General features: G+C 65.4%; 16 protein-coding genes. 13 read left to right on the forward strand and 3 right to left on the reverse strand.

The annotated features are described in order from the left end of the window. Nucleotides 1-25: 25 nt before the first annotated feature. A complete protein-coding gene (locus G342_RS0108625) occupies nucleotides 26-1,000 on the reverse strand; it encodes an AraC family transcriptional regulator (protein WP_018182727.1) in 975 nt (324 codons plus the stop codon). A gap of 93 nt (nucleotides 1,001-1,093) precedes the next feature. Between G342_RS0108625 and G342_RS23660 the strand changes: the two genes are divergently transcribed. Both G342_RS23660 and G342_RS0108635 read left to right on the forward strand, forming a co-directional pair. Beyond that, complete coding sequence (locus G342_RS23660) at nucleotides 1,094-1,939, forward strand: SDR family oxidoreductase (protein ID WP_018182728.1); 846 nt, start codon at nucleotides 1,094-1,096, stop codon at nucleotides 1,937-1,939. Nucleotides 1,940-2,222: 283 nt separating this feature from the next. After that, a complete protein-coding gene (locus tag G342_RS0108635; protein ID WP_018182729.1) occupies nucleotides 2,223-3,038 on the forward strand; it encodes a hypothetical protein in 816 nt (271 codons plus the stop codon). Between the two features lie 91 nt (nucleotides 3,039-3,129). On the opposite strand, the gene G342_RS0108640 is transcribed toward G342_RS0108635, so the two are convergent. Next, complete coding sequence (locus G342_RS0108640) at nucleotides 3,130-4,344, reverse strand: ROK family transcriptional regulator (protein WP_018182730.1); 1,215 nt, start codon at nucleotides 4,342-4,344, stop codon at nucleotides 3,130-3,132. A gap of 252 nt (nucleotides 4,345-4,596) precedes the next feature. Here G342_RS0108640 and G342_RS0108645 point away from each other — a divergent pair, with 252 nt between their 5' ends. From G342_RS0108645 to G342_RS0108695, 11 genes are all read left to right on the forward strand, one after another. Then, complete coding sequence (locus G342_RS0108645; protein ID WP_018182731.1) at nucleotides 4,597-6,183, forward strand: FGGY-family carbohydrate kinase; 1,587 nt, start codon at nucleotides 4,597-4,599, stop codon at nucleotides 6,181-6,183. Nucleotides 6,184-6,352: 169 nt separating this feature from the next. Next, nucleotides 6,353-7,345 (forward strand): substrate-binding domain-containing protein, encoded by a 993-nt coding sequence (locus G342_RS0108650; RefSeq protein ID WP_018182732.1) that lies wholly within the window; start codon nucleotides 6,353-6,355, stop codon nucleotides 7,343-7,345. A 119-nt stretch (nucleotides 7,346-7,464) separates the two neighbouring features. After that, complete coding sequence (locus tag G342_RS0108655; RefSeq protein ID WP_018182733.1) at nucleotides 7,465-8,451, forward strand: ABC transporter permease; 987 nt, start codon at nucleotides 7,465-7,467, stop codon at nucleotides 8,449-8,451. Beyond that, entirely contained in the window at nucleotides 8,451-9,239 is a 789-nt protein-coding gene (locus G342_RS0108660; protein WP_018182734.1) for an ATP-binding cassette domain-containing protein, read from the forward strand. Before G342_RS0108655 ends, G342_RS0108660 begins: the two co-directional genes overlap by 1 nt. A gap of 52 nt (nucleotides 9,240-9,291) precedes the next feature. Continuing rightward, nucleotides 9,292-10,314, forward strand: a complete 1,023-nt coding sequence (locus tag G342_RS0108665; RefSeq protein ID WP_018182735.1) for a hypothetical protein — start codon at nucleotides 9,292-9,294, stop codon at nucleotides 10,312-10,314. 11 nt (nucleotides 10,315-10,325) lie between these two features. Next, entirely contained in the window at nucleotides 10,326-11,339 is a 1,014-nt protein-coding gene (locus G342_RS0108670) for a carbohydrate kinase family protein (RefSeq protein WP_018182736.1), read from the forward strand. Between the two features lie 380 nt (nucleotides 11,340-11,719). Further along, nucleotides 11,720-12,724, forward strand: a complete 1,005-nt coding sequence (locus tag G342_RS0108675) for a LacI family DNA-binding transcriptional regulator (RefSeq protein ID WP_018182737.1) — start codon at nucleotides 11,720-11,722, stop codon at nucleotides 12,722-12,724. A 28-nt stretch (nucleotides 12,725-12,752) separates the two neighbouring features. Then, nucleotides 12,753-14,069, forward strand: a complete 1,317-nt coding sequence (locus G342_RS0108680) for an ABC transporter substrate-binding protein (protein WP_018182738.1) — start codon at nucleotides 12,753-12,755, stop codon at nucleotides 14,067-14,069. Nucleotides 14,070-14,133: 64 nt separating this feature from the next. After that, nucleotides 14,134-14,979 (forward strand): carbohydrate ABC transporter permease, encoded by an 846-nt coding sequence (locus G342_RS0108685; protein ID WP_018182739.1) that lies wholly within the window; start codon nucleotides 14,134-14,136, stop codon nucleotides 14,977-14,979. Further along, a complete protein-coding gene (locus G342_RS0108690) occupies nucleotides 14,976-15,821 on the forward strand; it encodes a carbohydrate ABC transporter permease (RefSeq protein WP_018182740.1) in 846 nt (281 codons plus the stop codon). Before G342_RS0108685 ends, G342_RS0108690 begins: the two co-directional genes overlap by 4 nt. A gap of 25 nt (nucleotides 15,822-15,846) precedes the next feature. Then, complete coding sequence (locus G342_RS0108695; RefSeq protein WP_018182741.1) at nucleotides 15,847-17,955, forward strand: ADP-ribosylglycohydrolase family protein; 2,109 nt, start codon at nucleotides 15,847-15,849, stop codon at nucleotides 17,953-17,955. Between the two features lie 91 nt (nucleotides 17,956-18,046). On the opposite strand, the gene G342_RS0108700 is transcribed toward G342_RS0108695, so the two are convergent. Beyond that, nucleotides 18,047-19,198, reverse strand: a complete 1,152-nt coding sequence (locus G342_RS0108700) for a mandelate racemase/muconate lactonizing enzyme family protein (protein WP_018182742.1) — start codon at nucleotides 19,196-19,198, stop codon at nucleotides 18,047-18,049. Nucleotides 19,199-19,232 lie beyond the last annotated feature (34 nt).

A 19,232-nucleotide genomic window follows, 5' to 3' on the forward strand; every position in this document is an offset into this window, starting at 1 on the left:
GGATCTGGAGCGGCCTTATAGCCATTCAGGCGAAGCCGCCCAAATTTTCCGACGCCCGCGCGACCGGGGCCAAGCCGAATCGGGGTCTTGCCGCCGAGGCGTATTCGCTTGGCGGGCAGCCGACGCGGTGGCTGAAGGCGGTGCTGAAGGCGCTTGCCGATTGGTAGCCGACGGCCAGGGCGACTTCCTCCAGCGTACCGGCGTCCCGTTGCAGCGCATCCTTGGCGAGAGCCATCCGCCAGCCCAGCAGATATTCGACCGGCGCGACACCGACCGCCTCGGCGAAGCGCCGTGCGAACACCGAGCGCGACATGCCGACCCGACGCGCCAACTCGCCGACCGTCCAGCCGCGCGCGACATCGGCGTGGATATGGGCCAGAGCCTGGGCCAGCTGTGGCTGGGCCAGCCCGCCAAGCAGGCCGACATGGGGGGACCATTCCGGCGCGCCCCGTCGCAGGGTTTCGATCAGCATCACCTCGATCAGGCGGCACAGGATGGCGTCGCGGCCGGACCGGGTGTCGTCCGCCTCCTCCCGGATGATCGACACCAGAGCCCGCAGTCGGGCCGCAGTCTGCTCCGCCGCCGGCACATGGACAAAGCGTGGCAACAGGCCGATCAGCAAGTCGGCATTGGCGGGTTCGCATTGGATGAGCCCGCCGAGGATTCGCGTGGTGGGGGCGGTGCCGATGTCGCCGACGCGGACCTCGCCGTCGACATGGTGCTCCGCCTTGAAGCTCTCGTCGGAGAGATGGATCTCGGCACCCGGATCGCTGAAGAAGCAGTCACTCATCGGCCTGGCGGAGAGAATGTAGTCGCCTTGCCGCAAATCGAGCGCGGTCTCCCCATCCGCCTGGAACCAGCAGCGACCTTCCGTGACGAAATAGAAGGTCGGACCCGGCTGCTCGGGCACCCGCACGCCCCATTGCCCGGAACCGGACAGGCTCCCAAGCAGAACGGTGGCGGGCCGCAGCAGGCGGATGACATCAGTCAACGCATCCATTGGGACGATCCATAACGATATCAGGATAATGCATTATAGATCGAACCGTCTCCTGGAGCTAGTCCTTGGCCATCCCACCAAAGGAGCCAGGAAATGACCCAGACCATCCTCATCACCGGCTGTTCGACCGGCCTCGGCAAGATGACCGCCTCGCACTTTGCCGCCCAGGGCTGGAATGTTGTCGCCACCATGCGCAAGCCGGAGCCTGACCTCGCCGCCGCCTATCCCGACCGGGTTCTCGTCCACGCGCTCGACGTGTCCGACCCTCGCAGCATCGATGCTGCCATCCGGGCCGGCATCGAGCGCTTTGGTGCTCTCGACGCCGTCGTCAACAATGCCGGTATCACCATGGTATCGGTGTTCGAGGCAACGCCCACGGAGGCGATCCGTCAGATCTTCGAAACCAATGTCTTCGGGCTGATGAACGTAACGCGCGCCGTGCTGCCCTATCTGCGCCAGCGCAAGGGCGGCACCATCGTCAATGTCAGTTCGGGCGTCGGCCTGGTAGGCGTGCCGCTGCTGTCGATCTACGTCGCCTCCAAGCAAGCGGTCGAAGGCCTTTCCGAGTCCCTCGCCTACGAGCTGGAATCGCAGAACATCCGGATCAAGCTGGTCGAGCCGGGCGCGATGCGAAGCACCAGCTTTACCAGTTCGGGCATGGCGGCATCCGCCGAAGCGCCGGTGCCGGACGCCTACCGAGCCTATTTCGACCACGCGCTGCAATCGATGATCGACTATCCGTTCGCATCGACGGAAGAACGCTCGGTCGTCGATGCGATCTTTGAAGCCGCCGCGGATCGGTCACACCGGCTGCGCTATGTCGTCGGGCCGGATGTCGAGGAATATGCCCGCCTCCGCTGGTCGACCTCCGAAGAGCAGTATCAGGACGGAATGGGACGTCTGATGGGGCAGACAGTCTGGCGCGACATGGCACAGTGAGGTTCGCCTTGGCGCGGGGGGCTGCCCCCCGGATCAGCCCGTTGTGACGGTCCGGATCGGCAACCGAGATGAGAACGGCCGCCGTCGCGACATCGGACCCTTTCGCACCGGCCCGCGTTCGGGCGGCTCGCCCGGTGCCGTCGCGCAAGGATGGGCGCCGGAAGCATAAAGTCCACCACAAGCCAGTATTCCCTCCATCACCCCATTTTACGCTTCGTTCACCGGTATGGGCGCCTAGTTGCGGCCAAGATCTGGATCCCCACACCGTTGGCTGCATCTGATCATGATAGAATTTCTTGCCTCGATCGCGGAAATCAGCGTTCTACTGTTTGGCGCGCTGCTGCTCGTCGCCCAACTCGCAGCCCTGGAAATCGGGATCCGTCTCGGGCTGTCGCGGCCGCCGGCCGCTGGACAGTCCGAGACCGTTGGCGTTGTGGTCGGCGGCATGCTGGGGCTCCTGGCCTTCGTCCTCGCATTGACGCTGACCTTCGCAAACACACGCTATGCCGAGCGTCGACAAGGGACCCTGATCGAAGCGAATGCGATCGGAACGGCGTGGCTGCGTGCCAAGGCCATCGGCGCGCCGCGGAGCGAGGAAATCGCGAGATTGATCGAGACCTATAACGGCATCCGCAAAGACTTCATCCTCGCTGAGAACGGATCCGGCACCGTCGCGACAATCATCGACCGCACCAATGCGATGCAGTCGGAAATCTGGGGCCAGCTTTCCGGTCTGGTGCGCGAACAGCCCGGCCCGATCTCAGCATCCCTGATGGCGGCCCTCAATGACATGTTCGACGCTGCGACCAGCGAACGCTTCGCCTTCGAGACCAGCCTGCCACGGCAGATCCTGTTGCTCCTGCTCGCCATGACGCTTCTCAGCATGGGATGTCTTGGCTACCAGCAGGGTCTGAAGGAAAAGCAGTCGCGGGTGCTGCTTGTGCTGCTATCCGTGATGTGGACCATCGTCATTGTCGACATTCTCGATCTGTCGGCTCCCCGGCTCGGCAACCTCCGGACCAATGCCGCTATCTATGACTGGACGGCCAGCAGCTTTCAGAGTGGCCTGACCGTGCCACCGATCCCTGGCAGTCCATAGATCTCGAACGTCTGGACAGGTGCGGGCGCTCGGTCAGACGCGTCTGGAAGACAGGATGCGTGTGGATGGGACCCCGACAGCAACCGCGAGATCATGATCGCGGGCCCGCGATGCCGAACCGGGCGATCAATCCACCGACCTTGGCCGGACTGAACACGTCGTCAAGGATGAGATGGGCGGCGCCGAACAGAGCGCTGTCGGCATCCGGCTCGGCCAGGACGATGCGAAGATCGCGCGTGGCGAGCGGCAGGCAGCGCTGGTAGATCAGCTCGCGAATGCCGGACAAGAGGATCTCGCCGCCGCGCGCCAGCGTGCCGCCGACGACGATCAGGCTCGGATTGATGATGCTGACGACGTCCGAGGCAACCTCGCCGATCGTCCGGCCGGCCTTGCGAAGCAGCATGATCGCCTCCGGCGTCTGGCTCTCGACCAGCCCGATGACGTCGCGGGCGTTTTCGGCCGGAAAGCCGAGCCGGGACAGGTCGCGGGCGATCGCCCAGCCAGCCGCCCGCGCCTCGACGCAGCCGAACTTGCCGCAACGGCAGAGCGGCGCATCGTCGGAAAGGAACTGGATGTGGCCGATATCGCCCGCGGCCCCCTGCGCGCCGCGAAACACCTGGCCGCTGGCGATGAAGCCGCTGCCGATGCCTGTGCCCGCCTTGATGAACAGCATGTCGTCGACGCCGGGAAAATTGTGCCGGTACTCGTAGAGCGTCATCAGGTTCACGTCGTTCTCGACATAGAAGGGAGCGCCCAGCGCCCCCTGCAGGCGCGCGATGATGTCGTATTCGTCCCAGCCCGACAGCACCGAGGGGCCGACGACGCGCCCACGCTTGAAGTCGACCGGCGTCGGCAGGCTCAGCCCGACGCCGAGCAGGACGCCGTGGCTGGACCTTGCCTCCTGCGCAAGCCTTCCCAGCTCGGCGGCGATGCGCCCGAGCGTGGCGGCGGGGCCCTCGGCGACGCTGAACGGAATCGTGCTCTGGCGGATCACGGCGGGCGTCAAATCCATCGCGGCGAGATGGATATGCGTCTCGCCGATATTGGCGACCAGCAAAAAGGCGGCCGTCTCGTTGACGGCGAGGACGCGTGTCGGTCGGCCGCCGCTCGGCAGCGTCCGGGAGGTCTCGCGCACCAGACCGGCGGCGAGCAGCGCGCCCAGCCGCTGCGTGACGGTGACGCGGGACAGCCCCGAAGCGGTGAGCAGGTCCGAACGCGACGTCGCCGCGCGCGAGGCGACCAGCGACAGAATTTCCCCCGCATTGGCCAGCGAGGACAGATCCGCCGACGTTGCGTCCTTCAGCATTCGAAGCTCCTGTTTCCAGCTGAGGTTTATCGACAAACGCTGAAGAGATGAAGCCGGAAATCGAAAGGTCCACGCACCACTTATGTTCAATAATTTACATTATTGACCGATTTATTGAAAATATCCTATTTAATAGGGATAGCCACGAACCGCATCGAAGCGATCGATGCGGGGTCGACCGCCGATCTCCAGCGAGAGTGCCCCCATGTTTCAGCACCGTGTCCCGAGGGACGAGACGAGCATGGTGGGCCGATGACGCGCTCCTTTCTCATCGGGCTCGATTACGGTTCGGAATCGGCGCGCGGCGTGCTGATCGACGCCGCCAGCGGACATCAGGTCGAAAGCCATGTTCACGCCTATCGCCACGGGATCCTGACGCGGACGCTGCCCGACGGCACACCGCTTTCGCGCGGCTGGGCTCTGCAGGTCGCGGCGGACTATCTCGAGGCAGCGGCGGATATTCTGACCGTGCTCGGCGGCGGGCGGCAGATCCTCTCCATCGGCGCCGGCTTCACCGCGAGCTCGCCCCTGCCGGCGACGGAAACGGGCACGCCGCTGTCGGAGATCCATCCGGGAAATCCGCATGCCTATGTGAAGCTCTGGAAGCATCGCGCCGCACAGCCCTATGCCGACGCCATCAACAAGACAGGCGGCGGATTCCTGGCCAATTTCGGCGGCAAGCTCTCCGGCGAATGGCTGCTGGCCAAGGCGGCGCAGATCGAGGCCGAGGCGCCGGATATCTGGGCCGAGACGGGTCGCTTCATCGAGGGCGGCGACTGGCTGGTCTGGCAACTGACCGGCATCGAGGCGCGCGGCCTCGGCCTGGCCGCCTACAAGGCGCAGTATTCCACCGAGGCCGGCTATCCCTCAAGCGTGGTGGCGGGGCTTGCGCCAAAACTGGCGCCGCCGCTCGCGGCCGGTGCCACCGCCGGCGCGCTGACCGAAAGCTGGCGTCAAAAGACTGGCATCGAAGGCCCGGCCATTGTCAGCGTTGCGACGATCGATTCCCATGTCGTGCTGCCGGCAATCCACGCCGTCTCGAGCGGTTGCCTCGTCGGTGCGCTCGGAACCTCGGCCGCTTATCTCCTGCTCAGCGACGAATTCCGCCCCCTCCCCGCCGGCATCGAGGGCGTGGCGAAAGACGGCGCTGTGCGCGGATTGTGGTGCTACGAGGCCGGCCAGGCGAGCTTCGGTGACACGCTGAGCTGGTTCGTGAAGACATTTCCACGCGGCGCCAGCGAAGCGGAGAGTTTTGCAGCCTACAATCGCGAGGCGGCGGCACTCGCCCCGGCCGCCAACTCCCTCCTCGCGCTCGACTGGTGGAACGGAAACCGGGTGCCGTTCGCCGATTCCGAGCTGACCGGGCTGCTGCTCGGCCTCTCGATGGAGACGACCGCCGTCGACATCTACCGCGCGCTGATGGAGGCGCTCTGTCACGGCGCCCGCAACGTTGTCGGCCGCTTCGAGGCCGCCGGCTTCGCGATCGAGCGGATCCTGATGACGAGCGGCCTCGCCCGCAACAATCCGGAGCTGGTGGCGATCCTGGCCGACATCCTCGAACGCGTCATCGAGGTGCCGGAGATCGAGCATCCGACCGCCGTCGGCGCGGCGATCCATGGCGCGGTCGCCGCCGGCATTGTCGCGAGCTTCCAGGACGGCGCGGCGCGGTTCGGCGCGCGCGCGTTCAAGACCTACGAGCCTCGCGCGGCGAACGCGGCGGCGCATCGCGCGCTCTATCAGCACTACCAGAACCTCAGCGCCGATGCCGTCTTGCACGCGGCGATGCACGATCTCGGCCGCCTCGCGTCGACGCGCGCCGGCGGGGCTTCGGATCGCTGATTTAATTAAGATCAGAAATATACAAAAGATAGCTTAGTGTGTTTGACTTTATCCAAAATGAGTGAATTAATCCTCGTCAGCCTTTGAGGAGAAAGGCGGGAACGAGAAGCTAAAGAGCTCCAGTTCAACGCAAATCTGGGAGGATTGCATGATCTCCAATCGCAGTCGTATGTCGCCTGTATCCGCGCTGAAGGCCGGATTGAAAGTCACGATCTTCGGCCTCGCGCTCAGCGGCGCCGCCATGCAGGCCGCCTCGGCCGAGGAGGTCATCGTCGGCCTCGTCACCAAGACCGAGGTGAACCCGTTCTTCGTCAAGATGCGCCAGGCCGCCGAGGAGCAGGCCAAGGCCAAGAATGTCAAGCTGATCGCCCGCGCGGGCAAGTTCGACGGCGACAACGAAGGCCAGGTCGCCGCGATCGAGGATCTGATCAGCGCCGGCGCCAAGGGCATCCTGGTCACCCCGAACAACTCGTCCGGCATGCTCGGCATCATCAAGAAGGCACGCGACGCGGGCGTCCTGGTGATCGCCCTCGATACCGCCACCGACCCGGCCGACGCCGTCGACGCGACGTTCGCCACCGACAACTTCCAGGCCGGCGTGCAGCAGGGCGCCTATGCCCGTAAGGCGATGGGCGACATGAAGGCCGTCGTCGCCATGCTCGATGGCACCCCGGGCGGCACGGTCGACACGTTCCGTCATGACGGCTACCTGAAGGGCTTCGGCATTGCCGAGGGCGATCCCTCGATCGCCGGCTCCGCCATCACCAATGGCGCGCAGGACAAGGGCCAGGTCGGCATGGAGAACCTTCTCTCCAAGAATGGCGACATCAACGCCGTCTACACGATCAACGAGCCGGCCGCCGCCGGCGCCTTCGCCGCGCTGAAGTCGTTCGGCAAGGAAGACGCGGTGATGCTGACCTCGATCGACGGCGGCTGCGCCGGCGTGCGTGACGTCAAGGACGGCAAGATCGCCGCCACCGTCATGCAGTTCCCCTACAAGATGGCGGCCATGGGCGTCGACGCCGTCGCCGAATACGCTGCCTCCGGCAAGAAGCCGAGCGGCTTCGTCGATACCGGCTCGTATCTGATCACCGACAAGCCGGTGGACGGCATCGAGTCCAAGGACACCGCCTGGGGCCTCGAGAACTGCTGGGGCGACTGACGACACCATCTCCCGGAAGAGCCAATCCTTCGACCTGATAGCGCTTCGCGCCACGGGTCGGGGGCTTGGCTCGACCGGGAGGTTTGATGGTTTGCTTACCCGTCAGGCTTGAGGTTCAGATGACTGCTTCTTCCGCGACTGTGGCCACGCCGCGCGCCGGGCTGATGGCGCGCATCGTCGGCACGCCCTCCGTGGGTCCGCTCCTGGTGCTGCTCGTCTTCGGCACCATCTTCGCACTGACCAATCCACGCTTTCTCGCCAGCCAGAACCTCTCGATCATCCTGCAGCAGACGGTGATCATCGGCACGCTGGCGATCGGCCAGACGCTGATCATCCTGACCGCCGGCATCGATCTCGCCGTGGGCGCCATCGCCGTGCTGGGCACGATCATCGCCGGCAAGCTAGTGGCGAACGGCTATGATCCCGTCCTCTCCATGGCCTTCGCCGTGCTCGTCTGCACAGCGGCCGGCGCCGCGGCGGGCGGGCTGATCAGCGGCCTGAAGCTGCCGCCCTTCATCGTCACGCTCGGCATTCTCGGCATCCTGACCGCCGCGCTGCGCCTGATCTCGGCCGGCGGCGCCTTCCCGGTCCGCGACGCGTTCCTCGGCTGGACCGGCAACAGTGTCAAACCGTTCGGCTTCGTCGTCACCTATGGCGTGATGATCATGCTGCTGCTCTACGCCGTCGTCTGGTATCTGCTGAACGAGACGAAGTGGGGCCGGCACGTCTATGCCATCGGCAACAATCCGGAAGCCGCCCGCCTCGTCGGCATCCCGGTGCGCCGCCATCTGCTCTCGGTCTATGTACTCGCCGGCTTCCTCTATGGCATCGGCGCCTGGCTGGCGCTCGGACGCATCCCCAACGCCGACCCCAATTCGCTGCAGACCGCCAATCTCGATTCCATCACCGCTGTGGTAATCGGCGGCACCAGCCTGTTCGGCGGACGCGGCGGCCTGGTCGGCACGCTGATCGGCGCCCTGATCGTCGGCGTGCTGCGCAACGGTCTCACCCTCGCCGGCATCGATCCGCTCTGGCAGGATCTCGTCACCGGTGTCCTTGTCATCGTCGCGGTCGCGCTCGACCAGATGTCCCGCAGGAGGCGCTGATGTCGCTCGCTCCAGCCGCCCGTGACGCCACCCGAGGCGAAGTCGTCCTCGAGGCGCGCAACATCACCAAGCACTATGGCCACCTCGTCGCCCTCGACGGCGTCGATTTCGAACTGCGCGCCGGCGAGATCCTCGCCGTCGTCGGCGACAACGGCGCCGGCAAGTCGACGCTGATCAAGGCGCTGACCGGCGCCGTGCGCCCCGACAGCGGCGAGATCCTGCTCGATGGGCAGCCGGTGCACTTCAAGGGCCCCCTCGATGCGCGCCAGCGTGGCATCGAGACGGTCTATCAGGACCTCGCCGTCGCCCCCGCGCTCGATATCGCCAGCAATCTGTTTCTCGGCCGCGAGCGCCGCCGCGGCGGCATCATGGGCACCGTGTTCCGCCGCCTCGACAAGCCCGGCATGCGCGCCGAGGCGGAGCGCAGCATGGCGGAGCTCAAGTTCCGGTTGCCCTCGATCAACAGCCCCGTCGAGACGCTCTCGGGCGGCCAGCGGCAAGGCGTCGCCGTCGCCCGCGCCGCCGTCTTCGCCCGCAAGCTCGTCATCATGGACGAACCGACCGCAGCCCTCGGCGTGCGGGAGACCGGCCAGGTGCTGGAGCTGATCAAGACGATCCGCGATCGCGGCCTGCCCGTCGTGCTGATCAGCCACAACATGCCGAACGTCTTCGAGCTGGCCGACCGCATTCACATCATGCGGCTTGGCCGGCGGGCGGGGGTCGTCAGCCCCAAGACCCATTCGATGGCCGATGTCGTCGCCATCATGACCGGCGCGGTCGAAATCTAGTCGCCATCCATCCCGACGGGCATCGCCCTGTCATCCGAAACCGGAGAATTCCATGTTCCGCCTTGACCAGAAGCTGGAGCGCATCCGTTCCGGCAACTACAGCCGCAGCGACTTCATCATTGCCGACGCCAAGGACGGCGACATGGGCCCCAGCATCACGTCCTGCGGGCCGAAGCGCGAGAAGGACGGCAGCTGGAACCGCTACTACACGAGGGCGGAATTCCTCGACAACATCCGCGCCGTGGTCGAGCAGGACATCGTCGACATCATGCTGACGTCGGCGTCCAACATGGAAACGCTGATCGACATGGGCGTCTATCGCGGCAGCGCGATCAAGCCCGCCATCCGCGCCAACGACACGACGGACGTCTGGGTCGGCCGCGGCGCCAGCTACGTCAAGCAGCCCTCGCGCGCCTTCCGTACGGCGTCACTGCCGCGCGTCACCACCGGCTCGATCGATCCGGCGCCCGGAGCGCCAATCACCGGCACCGATCTCGGCCTCTATTCGATTACCTTCAACAACGACCTCGAACACGATATGGCGTCGCTCGAGGCCTTCACCGACTTCCGGGACGACGCGGCCCGCAACAACTTCAAGTACTTCCTCGAAGTGTTCAATCCGAACGTCGCCTGCGGCGTCGATCCCGACCTGGTGCCGCACTACATCAACGATTGCATCATGCGTTGCCTCGCCGGCGTCATGAAGGCCGACCGGCCGCGGTTCCTGAAGATAGCCTATAACGGCCCGAAGGCGCTCGAAGAGTTGGCGTCCTACGACAGCAGCATCGTCGTCGGCGTGCTCGGCGGCGGCGCCGGGACCACGCGCGACTGCTTCGAGCTGCTCTCCCAGGCCGAGCGCTACGGCGCCCGGGTCGCCCTGTTCGGCCGCAAGATCAACCTCGCCGAGGATCCTCTGGCGATGATCACCTTCATGCGCGCCATCACCGACGGCACCCTGCAGCCGGTCGAGGCGGTCAAGGCCTATCACGGCAGCCTGCAGAAGAGCGGCATCACGCCGTTGCGTGATTTGGCGGCCGATAGCGAGATCACCGAAAAGCCCCTCAAGGCAGGCTAGGGTTAGGCGCCATGTCCGAGCATCGCCGGGGTATCGTCACCGGGGGCACCTGGTGCGTCGACTACAATCGGGTCGTGACGCACTGGCCCGAGGAAGACGGCATGGCCGAGATCGTCGGCGAGGAACGCCATGGCGGCGGCTCGGCCTGCAACCTGGCTATCGACATCAAGCGCCTCGATCCGGACATGCCGGTCGACACGATCGGCGTGGTCGGCAGCGACGAGGCGGGACGATACCTCGTCTCGCTCGCGGAAGAATTCGGCATCGGTACGGACCAACTGACCGTGACCGACGCCATGGGGACCCAGTTCTGCGACGCCTATGTGTCGCGGATCACCCATCGCCGCACCCATGTCTACAGCGTCGGCGCGGCCGGGCTGCTGACGCCGGAGCAGTTCGATTTCTCCGCGACCCGTGCCCGCTACCTGCACCTCGGGCTTCCCGGCGTGCACCGCCAGCTCGACGCCCCGCATGGCAGCGACGAAAGCGGCTGGGTCACGGTCCTGAAGATGGCCCGCGCCGCCGGATTGAAGACCAATCTCGAGCTGGCGAGCATCGAGAAGGAGCTGTTGCTCAAACTCACCCTGCCCTGCCTGCCGCATCTCGACTTCATCATCGTCAACGATCACGAGATCGGCGCGCTTGCCGGCATGGCGACCGTGCAGCACGGGGTGACGGACATCGACGCCTGCCAGCAGGCCGCCCTCAGGGTGTTGGAGAAGGGGGCGATGTCGGTCGTCGTGGTCCACTGCCCGGCGGTCGCCATCGCGGTCAGCCGCGACGGCCAACGGCTGATCAAGCCGTCCGTCGCCATCCCGCCGGAGCTGGTCGTCGGCGCCAATGGCGCGGGCGACGCCTTCGCCGCCGGCATGCTCTATGGTCTGCATGAGGCGTGGGCGCTGGAGGACAGCGTCCGGCTCGCCCACGCGGCCGCGGCGGCGTCCCTGCGCAGCATTTCGACCACGGTCACGGTCGAGAGCTGGCGGAAATGCCTGGATCTGGCCCAGACCTGGGGATGGCGGTAGCCCAGCGAACCGGCCGGGCGCCAGCGGGAAGCCTGATCGCGGAGCCGACTTCCCCTTGGACCAACCCTCCGTTGGCGCGGGACCCTTCCGCCTGGCTCGATATCAGCGGATTTGCGCGCGCATTTCCAACGTTCCTCCAAGCTGTGCCGGTGGCGATCGGGTCCTGCGATCATCGCTGGCGCTTCGAAGGCGAGCGCGGGGGACCTAGTTCCGTCGCCCCCTCGTCGCCGCAGGCTGGTCGGGCACACCGCCCTTGGACCAGGCCTTCGCGCTCCGATCCCTCGGCATCAAGATCGTCTCGATATCCGGACGCAGGAATCCATTTGACTCCCTCCCAGCGCTACTTATACGTATAAATAATACGTATAAGAGGACGCGCAGTGTCGAACAGACCGACGCAGAAAGATGTCGCCATCCGGGCCGGGGTCTCCCAGGCAACGGTGTCGATGGTGCTGGGGGGCGCGAGCACGCAGTCGGTCTCCGCCGAGACCGTCCAGCGGATCCGGGCCGTTGCCGAGGAACTCGGCTACGTGCCGAACCGCTTCGCCCAGGCGCTGAAGACGCGCCGCACGATGACGATCGCCTGCATCGTTCCCGACATCACCAACCCCTTTTATCCCGGCCTCATCCGCGGCGTGCAGAAGATCGCCCAGGACCACGACTACGATGTCATCGCGGTCAACACCGACGGCGTTCCGGCGCGCGAGCGGCACTTCCTCGACTGGGCGCGGCAAGGCCGCGTCGACGGCGTCATCGGTGTCTTCTTCACCGTGCGCGTCCAGGACTTCGTGCCCCTGCTCAATATCGGCATTCCGGTGGTCCGGATTGAATCGGCCAAGAAGCGGGGCGGCGATCTGGCCATTGACGACATCTTCGTCGACAGTCACGCCGCCGCGATTTCCGTGACCGAGCATCTGATTGCCAAGGGCCATCGGCGCATCGCGATGGTTGCCGGCAGCGGTGGCCCGCAGGGTGTGCGCGTCGAGGGCTATCGCGAGGCGCTCGGCCGCGCCGGCATCGAGCCGCTGGTCGCCATCGAGAGCGCCTTCAGCGAGACGGGCGGATTCCGCGCCGCCGAGGCCATCATGGCGACGGGATACGCGCCGACCGCGATCTTCGCCGCCAATGATTTGATGGCGATCGGCGTCATGCAGGCGATCCGCGAGCGCGGCATCGACATTCCCGGCCAGATCGCCGTCTTCGGCTTCGACGACATATCGGCTGCCCGGCTGGTCACCCCGCCGCTCAGCACGGTCGCACAGTTTCAGGACCGGATGGGCGAGAAGGCCGCCGAAATCCTGATCGAGCGCTTGAGCGGGTCCCGCTCGGGTGGAGGCACCATTGAGGAAATGCCGTTCCAGTTGATCGAGCGCGGCACCGTCTAGACGTCAGATTGATCCCAGGAGGAAACCAATGAAGAGACGCACATTCATCGCCGGCACGCTCGGACTGCTGGCCAGCAGCGCCCTGATCGGCCCCGCCCTTGCCCAGGGCAAGACCATCACCTGGTGGTATGAGAGCGCCGATCCGAAGCAGCAGGGCTACATCAAGTCCGGCATCATCGAGCCCTTCAACGCCGCGAACCCGGACTTCAACCTGACCATCGACTATCGCGGCACCGAGCTCGACAAGCAGATGCGGGTGGCGCTGCTTTCCGGCAATGGCCCGGACATCGTCTACACGGCCGGTCCGACCTATGTCGCGCCGATGGCCCGCGCCGGCCAGCTGCTGGCGCTGGACGACTATGTCACCCGCTATGGCTGGAACGACCGGATCCTCCCGGTCTTCCTCGAGATGGGCAAGTATGACGGCAAGCTCTATGCGCTGCCGAAGACCTACGAGACGCTCGGCCTCTTCTACAACAAGACCCTGTTTGAGAAGCACGGCTGGAAGGCTCCGACGACGATCGCCGAGCTCGAGACGCTGGCCGACGCCATGCTCGCCGAGAAGATCGTGCCCTTCGCCTCGGGCAACGCCAACTGGCGCCCGGCCAACGAGCACTATGTCTCGATCGCGCTCAACTCGATCGCCGGCCCCGAGAATGTCTACAAGGCGCTGAAGGGCGAGTTGCCCTGGACGGCCGAGCCCTTCGTCAAGGCGATCGATACGCTGAACAGCTGGTGGCAGAAGGGCTATTTCGGCCCGAACTACTTCTCGCTCAGCGACGAGCAGTCCTTCGCCCAGATGGCGTCCGGACAGGCCGGCATGATGCCGTCTGGCACCTGGCAGTTCCAGCGCGTCAATACCTACTTCCCGCCCGCCAATGCCGAAGTCGGCTTTGTCGGCTTCCCGAGCGCCGAGGGCGTCAGCGGTCCGGTCTATCCGCTCGGCGTCGGCTCGACCTTTTCGGTCGCGGCCACCTCGAAGAATGCCGACGGCGCCGCGGCGGCGATCGACTACATCTTCTCCGACAAGGTCTACGGCGTCATGAATTCGTCCTGGCCGGGCGAGTGGAACACGCCGCTGGCGGATCTTTCCAAGGTGCAGGTCGACAATGGCCTGCCGATCTACACCGAGGCGATGAAGACGCTCGCCGAGGCCGTCGGCGACAACCAGTACGGCTACACCACCTGGACCTTCCTGCCGCCGGCGACCAATTCCTACCTGGTCAGCGGCATTGAGGAAGTCTGGCTCGGCCGCAGCACCACCGCGCAGTTCCTGGAGCAGCTGAACGCGACGTTCCTGCAGGAAAAGGCCGACGGCAAGGTGCCCGCCATCCCCGCCCGGTAACCCCCACGCCAGACGGAGCGGCGGCGCGATCGGCGCCGCCGCTCCCTCCAGCGGAGACCTCAGCATGCATCGGCTCTATCTCGTCCCGACATTGCTCATCAATGTCGTCATCATCTTCATTCCGGCACTCCTGACCGTTGCACTGGCCTTCTTCCGCTGGGACGGCATCACGACGCCCGTCTTTGTCGGGCTGCAGAATTTCCAGGCCTTGTGGTTCGATCGCGTGTTCTGGACCGCGCTCACCAACAATCTGATCTGGACGGGCCTGTTCCTGACTATCCCGATCTTCATGGGGTTACTGGCGGCGACGCTGCTCCTGGTCGCCCGCCGCGGCAGCATGTTCTTCCAGGTCATCTATTTCCTGCCGATGATCATCGCCACCGCCATCCTGGCGCGCGTCTGGCAGGGCATGATCTTCAGCCCGGTCTCCGGCGTGAACGGCATGCTGCAGCGCATGGGCTTCCCCACGATCGATCCGCTGACGCAGCCCTCCACGGCGCTGCTCGGCATCGCCACGGTGGATCTCTGGCACTGGTGGGGCTTTCTCTGCGTGATCTTCTTCGCAGCGCTGCGCCAGGTGCCGCAGGAGCAGATCGAATTCGCTCGCCTGGAAGGCGCCAGCTTCTGGCAGATCATGCGCCACGTGCTGATCCCGGCGATCCGGCCGACCATCACGCTGATGATGATCATGACCGTGATCTGGTCGTTCCTCGTCTTTGACTTCGTCTACATCCTGACCCAGGGCGGCCCGGCCTTCTCCAGCGAAGTGCTCTCCACCCTCGCCTATCGCAGCGCCTTCTACGACCTTGCCGTCGGCAAGGCCGCGGCCGTCGCCGTCGTCATCAGCCTGTTCGGCCTGGTCGCGACCGCCTTCTACATCCGGGCGCAGACCAGGGAGTTCCAGTCGTGAAGCACGAAGTGAAACTGGTCGAGAGCCGGACGACCCTCACCCTTACCTATGCGGTGCTCAGCATCGCGCTTGTTATCACGCTGTTTCCGATCGCGCTGCTGGTGCTCAACTCCGTCAAGCCGGCGGCGCAGATCGTGCAGAACCCGCTGGCATGGCCCGAAACGTTCCGCTGGGACAATTTCACCCGCGCCTGGGAGGACGCTCGCTTCTCCACCACGATGCTGAACTCGGCCATCCTGACGGCGACCACCATAGTCCTGGTGTGCTCGACGTCGTCGCTGACGGCCTATGTACTGGCCCGGCGCAAGATCGAAAGCTGGAAGATCGTCACCTTCTACCTGCTCGGCACGACAACGGCGCCGATCCAGCTCTTCCTGTTCCCGCTCTATTTCGGCTTCGCCAAGCTCGGGCTGATCAACAACCCCTTCGCCGTCGCGCTGATCTACACGGCGATCTTCTCGCCCTTCGCCGTCATGCTGCTCCGCACCTATTTCCTCGCCATTCCGCGCGAGCTGGAAGAAGCGGCGCAGATCGACGGCGCCAATCACTGGCAGATCTTCACCCGGGTGATGCTGCCGATCGTCTCACCCGGCATCCTGACCGTCGCGCTGATCATCGGGCTCTATTCCTGGAACGAGTTCCTGATCGCCACGACCTTCCTGCAGGGCGCCGACAACATGACGGCGATCGTCTCCTTCTTCCTGCTGAGCGGCCAGTACAGCTCGGACTGGGGTGAGATCATGGCCGCCGCGCTGATCATCGTCCTTCCCGTCGTCATCCTCTTCGTCCTGCTGCAGCGCCGCTTCATCGAAGGCATGGCCGGCGGCTCGGTGAAGGGCTGAGAACAAAGTTTCCATGGAGGCAACATTGACCCTACCGAACGACTATCTGGACCGCGTCTATGCCGGCGTTCTCGGCAAGCTGATCGGCGTCTATCTCGGCCGCCCGTTCGAGGGCTGGACCTACCAGCGCATCATGGAAGAGCTCGGGCCGATCGACTATTACGTCCACGATCGCCTCGACCAGCCGCTCGTCGTCACCGATGACGACGTCGCCGGCACCTTCACCTTCGTCCGTGCGCTGGAAGACTACGGCATCTCGCCGGACCTTTCGGCCGAGGACATCGGCAAGGCCTGGCTCAACTACATCGTCGAGGAGCGCTCGATCCTATGGTGGGGCGGCGTCGGCAACTCGACCGAGCACACCGCCTGGATCAACCTGAAGAAGGGTATCCCCGCCCCCGCTTCCGGCTCGATCGCCGTCAATGGTGAGCCAGTCGCCGAGCAGATCGGCGCGCAGATTTTCATCGACGGCTGGGCACTCGTCGCGCCGAACCAGCCGAAGCTGGCGGCAAAGCTCGCCGAGCAGGCCGGCAAGGTCAGCCATGACGGTGAATCCGTCTATGCGGCCATGCTCTGGGCGGCGATGGAAGCCGAAGCCTTCAAGAGCCGCGACATCGACCACCTGCTCGACGTTGGCCTCTCGGTCATTCCGGCCGACAGCCTGATCGCCAAGCTGATCGCCGACGTCCGCCGCTGGCACAAGGAGAACGCCGACTGGCGCGTCGCCCGCCAGCTGATCCAGGACCACTACGGCTACGACAAATATCCCGGCAACTGCCACGTCGTGCCGAACCACGCGCTGATGATCATGTCGGTGCTCTATGCGCCAGACGATTTCCAGAAGGCGCAGATGATCGTCAACACGTCGGGCTGGGACACCGACTGCAACGCCGGCAATGTGGGCTGCCTGATGGGCATCATGCTCGGCCTCGACGGCATCGAGGCCGGCCCGGATTGGCGCGGCCCGATCGCCGACCGGCTGCTGATCTCCTCGGCCGATGGCGGCAATTCGATCAACGACGCCGTCCGCGTTTCCTACTACCTCGCCAATCTCGGCCGCCTGCTCGCCGGCGAAGGCCGCCTCGACAAGCCGAAGGACGGCGCGCAGTTCCACTTCTCGCTGCCGGGCAGCCAGCAGGGATTCCGCCCGCAAGCAGGGTTCACCGCGAACGCGTTCCTCCGCGTCGCCAACGAGGAGTTCGGCCCGGCCCGCGCGCTCTCGATCGGCTACGAGGCGCTCGGCCCCGGCCAGGAAGCGGCGGCGATCACGCCGACCTTCTCGCCGCCCGAGCTGCTCAACATGCGCACCTACGACCTGATGGCGACGCCGCTGGTCTATCCGGGCCAGGTGGTGACGGCGCGCCTCGTGGCGCCGGCCGCCAACAGGGGCGCCGTCGAAGCTCGTCTGCGTCTGCGCGTCTATGACGGCGCCGACAAGCTGCGCGACGTCGACGGCGACAAGGTGACGCTCGCCCCCGGCGCCGACACCGTGCTCTCGTGGCGCCTGCCGGAGCTCGACGGCCAGCCGATCGCCGAGATCGGCGTCGTGCTGACCGCCTCCGGTCCGCGCGCCGACGGCAAGATCCTGGTCGACTATCTGCGCTGGGACGGCGCGGCGGAAGTGACGCTGAAGCGTCCGGCCGGCGACGGCGATTTCTGGCGCATGGCCTGGGTCAACGGCGTCAGCTTCTTCTCGAAGCGCTTCCCGCCGAGCTTCCGCATCTCGCAGTCGCTGGGAGACGGCATCGTCTCGCACGGCACCCGCGAATGGACCGATTACGCGCTCGACGCCGACATCATGATCCATCTCGCCGTGCATGGCGGCGTCGCGCTGCGCGTCCAGGGCCTGCGTCGCTACTATGCCATCCGCATCACGCGGGACAACCAGCTTCAGATCGTGCGCGTGCGCGACGAGAAGGAAGTGATCCTGGCGACGAGGCCGTTCGAGTTCGTGCTGGAGAAGGCGATTCCGGTCCACGCCAAGGTCGTCGGATCGACGATCTCGGCAACGGTCGGCGGCGTCACCATCGAGGCGACGGACGACAGCGCCGAAGCGTTCAAGGACGGCGGCATCGGCCTGACGGTCTATGAAGGCGCCCTCTCGACCGACGCGGTCAAGATCTCGGCCGCCTGACGAAAATCATCGCGCAGAGGGCTCGTCCCTCTGCGCGATGAACCGATTGAAGGCGATCCCGATGTCGGGCCAGCTCTCCCTTGCGACTGGCCTACCAGTTCGTCACTGAGCCATCGTTCCGCTTCAGGTGCGGCGCTTCCCAGAACTTGAAGCTCTGCTTCTGGATCAGTTCCTCGTTGACCTCGACCCCCAGTCCGGGCGCGTCCAGAACGGGATAATGGGCCTTCTCGATGCGAGGCTGCACCGGGAAGAACTCGGAATTGTCGAAGCCAAGCTGCTCCGCCGTCGAGGTGCGGGTCTCAAGCCATGAGAAGTTCGGCACCGCCGCCGCGAAATGCACCGTCGCCGCCGTGCAGATCGGCCCGAGCGGATTGTGCGGCATCATGTCGACATAGTGCGCCTCGCTCCAGCCGGCGACCTTCATCGACTCGGTCAGGCCGCCGACATTGCAGACATCTATCCGGTTGAACTGATGGATGTCGCGCTCGATGAACGGCAGGAATTGCCATTTCGAGGCGAATTCCTCGCCGATAGCGAAGGGCACGTCGACCATCCGGCGCAGCGCCTCATAGGCCTCCGGCGTCTCGTCGCGGATCGGCTCCTCGAGGAAATCGAGCGTTCCCGACGGCATCTTCTGGCAGAAGCTCGCGGCTTCCGCGACCGACAGGCGGTGATGGTAGTCGATGCCGAGCACCACTTCCTCGCCCAGTTCCTCGCGCGCCTTGACGCACCATTTCGCGGTTGCCGCAATGTGTTCGCGCGGCTCATAGATCGAGCTGTCGCCATGGCCGGACGGCGACAGGCGCATGGCGTTCCAGCCCGCCTCGATCAGCCCCCTCGCCTGCTCGATCATTTCCGGACCGGGCGGCGCCGAGGTCGTCGCGAAGGTCGGGATCCGGTCGCGCTGCTTGCCGCCCAGGAGCTGATAGACCGGCACGCCGAGCGCCTTGCCGAGAATGTCGTAGAGGGCAATGTCGATCGCCGAGATCGCCGCCTGCAGCACGCGGCCGCCCTCAAAATACTGGCTGCGATACATTTCCTGCCAGAGAGCGCCGATCCGCCGGGGATCGCGGCCGATCAGGAATTCGCGATAGTGCTCGAGCGCCCCGACGACAGCCTTCTCGCGTCCGGACAGGCCGCTTTCGCCCCATCCGAAGATGCCCTCGTCGGTCTCGACCTTGACGATCAGCTGGTTACGCGTGCCCACCCAGACCGGATAGGGACGAATGGCGGTGATTTTCATGATCAGGATATCCGGACCGGGAGATGAACGGGGC

Origin of the sequence: Kaistia granuli DSM 23481, from assembly GCF_000380505.1 — a bacterium.
In the GTDB taxonomy this organism is placed as follows: Bacteria; Pseudomonadota; Alphaproteobacteria; order Rhizobiales; family Kaistiaceae; genus Kaistia; species Kaistia granuli.